This window comes from Corallococcus sp. CA047B, assembly GCF_003612065.1.
Lineage (GTDB): Bacteria > Myxococcota > Myxococcia > Myxococcales > Myxococcaceae > Corallococcus > Corallococcus praedator.
Genome location: NZ_RAWD01000406.1, coordinates 1 through 7,094 on the forward strand (window position 1 = coordinate 1; position 7,094 = coordinate 7,094).

9 protein-coding genes are annotated in these 7,094 nt (G+C 70.7%); 5 read left to right on the top strand and 4 right to left on the bottom strand.

Annotated elements, in window-relative coordinates; all coding sequences use genetic code 11:
- Positions 1-123: 123 nt before the first annotated feature.
- Positions 124-666: a hypothetical protein gene (locus D7X74_RS37165; RefSeq protein ID WP_199732975.1), complete on the bottom strand. Its 543-nt coding sequence runs from the start codon at positions 664-666 to the stop codon at positions 124-126.
- A 134-nt stretch (positions 667-800) separates the two neighbouring features.
- Between D7X74_RS37165 and D7X74_RS37170 the strand changes: the two genes are divergently transcribed.
- Entirely contained in the window at positions 801-1,856 is a 1,056-nt protein-coding gene (locus D7X74_RS37170) for a hypothetical protein (RefSeq protein WP_120537723.1), read from the top strand.
- 21 nt (positions 1,857-1,877) lie between these two features.
- Here D7X74_RS37170 and D7X74_RS37175 read toward each other — a convergent pair whose 3' ends face one another.
- Positions 1,878-2,192: a tetratricopeptide repeat protein gene (locus D7X74_RS37175; RefSeq protein WP_120537724.1), complete on the bottom strand. Its 315-nt coding sequence runs from the start codon at positions 2,190-2,192 to the stop codon at positions 1,878-1,880.
- 61 nt (positions 2,193-2,253) lie between these two features.
- Between D7X74_RS37175 and rsfS the strand changes: the two genes are divergently transcribed.
- The 4 genes from rsfS to D7X74_RS43775 all read left to right on the top strand — a co-directional run bounded on the left by rsfS (position 2,254) and on the right by D7X74_RS43775 (position 5,275).
- Positions 2,254-2,814, top strand: coding sequence for a ribosome silencing factor (rsfS, locus tag D7X74_RS43770; RefSeq protein ID WP_199732976.1), 561 nt, complete (start codon positions 2,254-2,256; stop codon positions 2,812-2,814).
- 1 nt (position 2,815) lies between these two features.
- The gene (locus D7X74_RS37185) at positions 2,816-3,280 is read left to right on the top strand and encodes a 23S rRNA (pseudouridine(1915)-N(3))-methyltransferase RlmH (protein WP_120537725.1); all 465 of its coding nucleotides are present in this window, start codon (positions 2,816-2,818) and stop codon (positions 3,278-3,280) included.
- A 72-nt stretch (positions 3,281-3,352) separates the two neighbouring features.
- Positions 3,353-4,510 carry an RNA ligase RtcB family protein gene (locus D7X74_RS37190; RefSeq protein WP_120537726.1) on the top strand — a complete coding sequence of 386 codons (1,158 nt, stop codon included), beginning with the start codon at positions 3,353-3,355 and terminating at the stop codon, positions 4,508-4,510.
- A 63-nt stretch (positions 4,511-4,573) separates the two neighbouring features.
- A complete protein-coding gene (locus tag D7X74_RS43775; protein ID WP_199741985.1) occupies positions 4,574-5,275 on the top strand; it encodes a ComF family protein in 702 nt (233 codons plus the stop codon).
- Positions 5,276-5,284: 9 nt separating this feature from the next.
- Here the strand turns inward: D7X74_RS43775 and D7X74_RS37205 are convergent, their stop codons facing one another.
- Both D7X74_RS37205 and D7X74_RS37210 read right to left on the bottom strand, forming a co-directional pair.
- Positions 5,285-6,184, bottom strand: coding sequence for a Uma2 family endonuclease (locus tag D7X74_RS37205; RefSeq protein WP_120537727.1), 900 nt, complete (start codon positions 6,182-6,184; stop codon positions 5,285-5,287).
- A gap of 125 nt (positions 6,185-6,309) precedes the next feature.
- Positions 6,310-6,627 (bottom strand): DUF3817 domain-containing protein, encoded by a 318-nt coding sequence (locus tag D7X74_RS37210; protein ID WP_120537728.1) that lies wholly within the window; start codon positions 6,625-6,627, stop codon positions 6,310-6,312.
- Positions 6,628-7,094 lie beyond the last annotated feature (467 nt).

Consider the following 7,094-nt stretch of genomic DNA (forward strand, 5'->3'; position numbering starts at 1 on the left):
TCCTCAGGCTGAACAGCGTCGTCTGCTGCTTGGGCCGTCCTCGCATCACTCCCTCCGAGGCGCGGAGGACACCACGCCTCAGTGCGGGGTGTCGATCCCTCGGAGGGGTTTCTCAACAGCCTGCTAGAGCAGGCCCCCTTCCACCTCCAGCACCACCGTGGCCTGCAGGCGCACCTCGCGCTCCGGCAGGCGTCCGGAGCCGCGCAGGATGATGGCCATGGTGGGCGCGGCCACGTAGGGCCGCAGGTCCACGCTGCCGTCCGCCTTCAGGGTCAGCGTGGGGTTGGGCGGGTTCAGCCCCAGCCCGGCGATGCCGTCCCGTCCCGCGAAGCGCGACTCCCGGTCTCCCGCGCGGGCCACGGCCTCCAGCGAGTCCAGGAAGTCGAAGCCCTGATCATTGGGGCTGAGCACCTTGAGCGACAGCGACTTCACCTCCACGCGCGTCACCTCGTCCTTGGTGACGTCGCGGTTCTTGAAGTCCTGGTTCTCGTTGAAGTCCAGCGCCGCGAAGCTGCTGATGGCGGGAAAGGCATTGAGGAGGGTGGGCGCGCCGATGGTGTTCGCCGGCACCGTCGCCTCGCCCTGCACCTGCGTGGTGAAGGACGACGGAGAACAGGCGGCGAGCCCCAGGCCGGCCACCACCGCGAACAAGGACACTTGAGACATGGCCCCAATGTACCGGGCGTCCGGGTGCGGCGTCACCGACCGCTGGCGCCACCGGTTGTCCCCCGGAGGACGTGGGGACCGGGGGCTTCGTGAGGATGGGGCGTGCAGGCGGCCCGGAGTATGGTGCGCGCGTCTTGGACCGCCGCCTCCGCCCGCTCCTGCTCGTCCTCGCCACCCTGTGGGGCGGGGGTGCGCGCGCGGCCGAGTGGCAGGGCTCGCTCAAGGGCACCGGCCGGATGCTCGCGGACAGCAACGCCCCGCGCGACTTCTCCGACGGCGTCACGGCGGGCCCCACCACGGACCTGGCGCTGAGCGTGCTGGGCACCGCGGAGGGCCGGGGCACCGGCGAGCGCTCACAGGTGGTGGGCCGTTACGAGCTGGGCGCGCGCAAGTACCTGGACTACGCCAACGAGGACACCCTGGTGCAGGCGGGCGCGCTGGAGGGCTCGCTGGCGCTGGGCACCGAGTGGGGCGTGGGCGCCGAAGGCCACGCCAAGGACCGGCGGGGCGGCAGCCGCGCGTACTCGGACCTGGGCACCAGCCTGTTCGCCGAGTACGCCCCGGACGTGCGGCTCGCGCTGCGCGTGCGCCTGGGGGCCCGCCGCTTCGTGTACCGCCCGGACCACACCGCCGACTTCGGCGGAATGGAGGTGGGGGTGCTGGGGCGCTACCGGTTGGACCGGCGCCACTCCCTGAGTGTGTTTGGCGAATGGGGTTCGCGCCGCTACGGCCCCCTGGCCCGGCCCTTCCCCGGCTACGTCCAGGCCCCGGACCGGCGCCAGGACGGGGCCCTGGTGGCGGGAGCGGGCTACACGTACCGGGGGCCGGTGAAGCTTTCGCTCACGTATGCCTTCCAGGAGGTCAGCTCCAACAGCTTCGGGGAGACAGCCCTGCGCCACCGGCTCACCGGGAGCGCCGGGGTGCGGCTGCCCTGGAACGTGACGCTGCTCGCGCAGGGCAGCCTGGGCCTGTCGCGCTACCCGGACGGCATCTTCCTATCGCCGGAGATCATCCTGGTGGAGGAGGACGAGGGGCAGAACTCCCTGTCCCTGAAGCTGGCCCGCCCCGTCTCCCCCCGGGTGGACGTGGAGCTGTCCTGGGGCATCTGGAGCACGCGCCTGCCGCGCAACGCCCTGAGCTACACCCGTCAGGTGTTCGGCCTGGGCTTCACCTGGCGTGACCAGGAGTAGACGCTTCAGCCCGGGGCCGGCTCAGTCCAGGTCCGCGATGCGCTCGTCGATCTCCTCGGCCAGGCCCGGGTGTCCCTGGGCCAGGGCGTGGTCCCGGCCGGTGGTCAGCACCTGGCGGGCCTTGTCCGTCTGTCCGGCGGCCACATAGGCGTCCCCCAGCGAAACCAGGGCGGCCGCATAGTTCGGGTCCAGACGGACGGCGGACTCCAGGCTCTGGATGGCGTCGGTGTATTCCTTTCGCTCCAGGTGAAGCTTCCCCAGGGAGAACCAGGCCATGGGGGCGTCGGGGAACTGGGCCACCATCTTCTTGAATTGTTCCAGGCGGGCGTCGCTCATGGACGGAACCCATTAGAGGAGCGCTGGAAGGTTGCCAAGGGTGCGCTAGGGTAGTTGGCACATGGCCACGAAGAAGAAGACCCCCGCATCCAAGACGACGAAGACGAAGGCGAAGGCGAAGAGCGGCACCCGCGCTCCGGCCCGGAAGAAGACGGCGGCGAAGAAGTCGGCGAAGTCCAGCCTCCGTCCGCCGCCGCGCAAGACGACCGCCGCCGCTCGCAAGAAGGCGCCGCGCGCTCCGGCGCCGCCGGCTCCGCCCAAGATTGCTGAGAACCCGAAGGCGCGCGAGCTGGCGCGCCGCATCGGCGACCTGCTGCTCGACAAGAAGGCCTCCGACGTCGTCATCCTCGACATGCGCGGGATGACGTCCTACGCGGACTACATCGTCATCGCCTCCGGCGAGAGCGACCGTCAGGTGAGCGCCATGGCGGAGAACGTCCAGGTGCAGCTCAAGACGGGTTCGCAGCCCCTGCGCCCCATCAGCACCGAAGGCATGGAGACGGGCCAGTGGGTGCTGCTGGACTACGACGACGTCGTGGCCCACCTGTTCAACGGCGAGGTGCGCGCCTTCTACGACCTGGACGGGCTGTGGGCGGACGCGCCCCGGGAGAAGCTGGCCTGATGTGAAGGTCCGCCTGCTGTCCATTGGCAAGGACCGCTCCGGGCTGTTCGAGCCCGCCGTGCAGGAGTACGCGCGGCGGCTCGAGCACTACACGCGCTTCGAGCTGATTGAACTGACCGAGGCGTCGGGCAAGAAGCTCAAGCCCGGTGAGGCCAAGGCCGCGGAGGCCGCCGCCATCCTGTCCAAGCGCAAGCCGCAGGACTGGGTGGTGGCGCTGGACGAGCGCGGCACGCTGCTGGATTCGGTGGCGCTGGGCCGCTACGTCGCCAAGGCCCAGACGGGCGCGAAGGACCTGCTCTTCGTCATCGGTGGGGACGAGGGGCTGGACGACTCGGTGCGCGCCGCGGCGCACCAGGTGTTGTCCCTGTCGAAGATGACGCTGCCCCACCGCCTGGCGCGGGTGGTGCTCATCGAGCAGATCTACCGCGCGTTCACCATCATCAAAGGCGAGCCCTACCACAAGTAGGCAGCCGGGCAGCCCGGCCGGGCACCAGGGCCCGCGCGTCAGGGCGCGCGCGGGGCCCGCGTCCGAGCGGCCATGTCCACGTCACCTTCTGAAACCTCCACGGCCGTCGCGCCGGCCGCCACGGTGCGCATCATCGCTTCGCCCCAGTCCTGGGTGGAGGGCGAGGCGGTGCGCCAACTGGAAGCCGTGGCGCGACTGCCCGGCATGCGCCTCGCGGTGGGGCTGCCGGACCTGCACCCCGGCAAGGGCGCCCCGGTGGGAGCGGCCTTCGAGTCCGAGGGCTTCCTCTATCCCTACCTCGTGGGCAGCGACATCGGCTGTGGCATGGGCCTGTGGGACGTGGACCTGCCGGTGCGCAAGGCGAAGGCGGAGCGGTGGGCGGCGAAGCTGGACCTGGAAGGTGCGTGGGAGGGTGACGCGGAGGCCTTTCTTTCGGAGCAGGGTGGGAAGGCCACGGGCTTCGAGGCGGCGCTGGGCACGGTGGGCGGCGGCAACCACTTCGCGGAGGTGCAGCGGGTGGAGACGGTGCACGACGCGCGCGTCCTCGAGGCGCTGGGGTTGCGGGCGGAGCGGTTGCTGCTGCTCGTGCACTCGGGTTCGCGAGGACTGGGGGAGGCCATCCTCCGGACGCACGTGGACCGGCACGCGGCGGGCGGGCTGACGGCGGGGACGACCGAGGCGCGCGCCTATCTGGAGCGGCACGACGGCGCGGTGACGTGGGCCCGGGCGAACCGCGCGCTGGTGGCGCATCGGACGTTGGAGGGCATCGGGGCGACGGGGCGGCGGGTGCTGGACGTGTGCCACAACAGCGTCACCGTGCGGCACTCGGACGGGCGCGTGGGGTGGCTGCACCGCAAGGGCGCGGCGCCCTGGGATGAAGGGCCGGTGGTGATTCCCGGCAGTCGCGGCGCGCTGAGCTATCTGGTGTTGCCGGTGGGCACGGGCGAACACAGCGCCCACAGCCTGGCGCACGGCGCGGGCCGCAAGTGGACGCGCACGGCGGCGCGAGAGCGCCTCAAGGAGCGCTTCACCGCGGAGTCCCTGACGCGCACGGTGTTCAAGAGCCACGTCGTCTGCGAGGACCGCGACCTGCTCTTCGAGGAAGCACCGCCCGCGTACAAGGCCATCGACCGCGTGGTGACGGACCTGGTGGAGGCGGGGCTGGTGCGGGTGGTGGCGACGCTGGCGCCGGTGCTCACGTACAAGACGCGAGGCCGCTCGGCGGAGTGAAGCGGGGTGCGGCACGGGGCTGGCACGAGGGCACGGCATGAGCTGCCCCCTGGAGTCCCGGTGATGTGGAAGGCCTTGTTGGACCTGCTGTATCCACCCATGTGTCTGGCCTGCGCGAAGGTGCTGCCGGGCGTGGGCGCGGTGTTCTGCGAGCCATGTGACACCGCGCTGGAGCGACTGCCGCCGGTGTGTTGCCGGACGTGCGCGGAGCCCGGCACGTTCCCAGGGAACACCTGCCCCCGGTGCCGGAGGGTGCCTCCGCCGTTCAGCCGGGCCTGGGCGCCCTTCGCGCACGAAGGGCCGGTGGCGCGCGCCATCCATCGCTTCAAGTACGAGGACCAGCCGGACCTCGCGGCGCCGTTGGGAGTGTTGCTCGCGGACGAGGCGCGGCGGTTCCTCCGGTCAGCGCCGGAGTGCGTGGTGGCGCTGCCGCTGCATGTCCGCAGATTCCGCGCGCGGCAGTACGACCAGGCTCAACTGCTCGCGAGGACGATGGCGAAGGCCACGGGGCGGGTGGCGCCGGTGGGGTGGCTGGAGCGCACGCGCGAGACGAAGCGGCAGGTGGGGCTGAGCGAGGCGGAGCGCACGGGCAACGTGGCGGGAGCCTTCGTGGCGTCGCGGGCGGTGAAGGGGCGGGAGGTGCTGCTGCTGGACGACGTGTTCACCACCGGGTCCACCGCGCGGGCCGCCGCCGTCGCCCTGTGGGACGGAGGGGCCACGCGGGTGGAGGTGTTGACGTTGGCGAGGGCGTTCACCCTCGCCTGAGGGGACGGCTCAGTGCTGGGACTTCTTCAGCCGGGCCATCTCCGCCTGCAGTTCCTTGAACTGGCGCTCCAGTTCGTCGCGGCTCTGTGCTTCCAGGTTGCGGCGCAGCTCTTCCGCCGCGAGCCGGCGCTCCAGCTCTTCGCGGCTCCGGGTCTCCTCATCGCGACGCTGTGTCTCTTCCGTGAGACGCCGCTCGGCGTCCTCCGCGCGTCGGGCCTCCTGCTCCGCCCGGCGTTGCAGCCCCACCGAGTGGTCTTCCAGCCGATCGATGAACTCCTCGGAATCCAGCAACGGCGCGTTGCCGGCCCAGAAGCGCACGTTTTCACCTTCCACCTGGAGTTCGAGCCCCAGCACCTCCGAGACGAAGCGCCCGTGATGGGACTCCATGCGCGTGTAGACGCGCGCCTCGGGTGTCGCCAGCCGGTAGCCCTCCAGCGTGAGCCGGCCTCCGTCGAAGATGAAGTACTCGGGGATGCCCAGCCGGGCGTAGCGACTCACGTTGAACTCGGCGTCCTTCTTCCGGTCGCCCCCGACGTGGACCTCCATCACCCAGTCGAGTCCGCGTCCTTCGTGGCTGACCATCCATTTGCCGCGACGGTGGGTCTCCACATCCAGCACGACCAACAGGTCTGGCGCGAAGCGCCGCTCCGCCGGGTAGTACACGGGCAACTCCGAGCCCACGTACACCTTGCGCCCGCGTCGTTTGAAGTAGCCCCTGAGCGCGGCCTTCGCGATGAACTTGGGCTCCTGGTGGGAGTCTCCTTCCGGCATCGCCATTTCGTCGTACGTCACCTCCGCGGGCAGTGCTTCCACCACCTGCGCCCTCTCCTCCGACCCCATCCGCTCCCACTCTTCCTGCGAGGGCGCCCGAGGGTAGGCGTCCCCAACCTTGTCGGTATGACGTCCCATGACCTCAAGCCTGCGTCGGGTAGGCCCTTCGGTCAATCGCCCCCGCGTGGGCGCTGGAGCAAGCCGCACGCCAGGACGGCTTCGGGAACGCGCGTGTAGCCAGGGGGCCGCGCCAACCTTCCGGTTCAGGGCGCCTTCACCGTCTCCAGCGTTCGCGCCTCACCGCGCAGCTGCGCGTCCAACCAGAACGTCCCGCCGGGCACCAGCGAGGCCGCGAAGGCCACGACGATGCGCTTCAAGCCCCAGCGGTATTCGATGGCGGCCATCAGCAGCGTGTACAGGTACGCCATGAAGAGCACGCCGTGCGCCATGCCCACCACGCGCACGCCCTGGGGCAGGTGCAGCACGTACTTCAACGGCATGGCGATGAGCAGCAGCACCAGGAAGGACAACCCCTCCCAGAAGGCAACGGCACGAAAACGTCCCAGGGCGGTCTTCAGCATGGCTGCTTCTCGCCCCCCCGCCGCGACACCGTCAAGCCTCGGGGGATGAACCGCATGGGCTCACGTCGTGCCTCCAGTGAGCCCCGGTGATGGGCCCGGCTCACGCTCGATGGCCCTGCGTCGCACCTTCCGGGAGGCAGCTCCCCCGTTCGCCTGGCTCCTCCGCGCTTTGGATGTCCCGCTCCTCATTCCCCAAGACCTCCTTGCGGTGAATCCACACAAAGCGCGGGAGAGCCAGTCGCCTGGACAAAGCCTCCCCCAGCAACGGCGCGTGGAAGCACGGCCGGACGCGCGTCCTGGGTCCGACGGGACGGTGCGCCACGCCTTCCGCGTCGCCATTGTCGGAAGGTGTTGCGCCCCTCGCCTTCCTCCACCCGCGCGGCCCCGGAGACTGCTATCCCCTGCGCCGTGAGCACACCGCGATGACTCCTCCCCTTCCCATCCTCGCGCGCGAGGCCGCCCAGGCC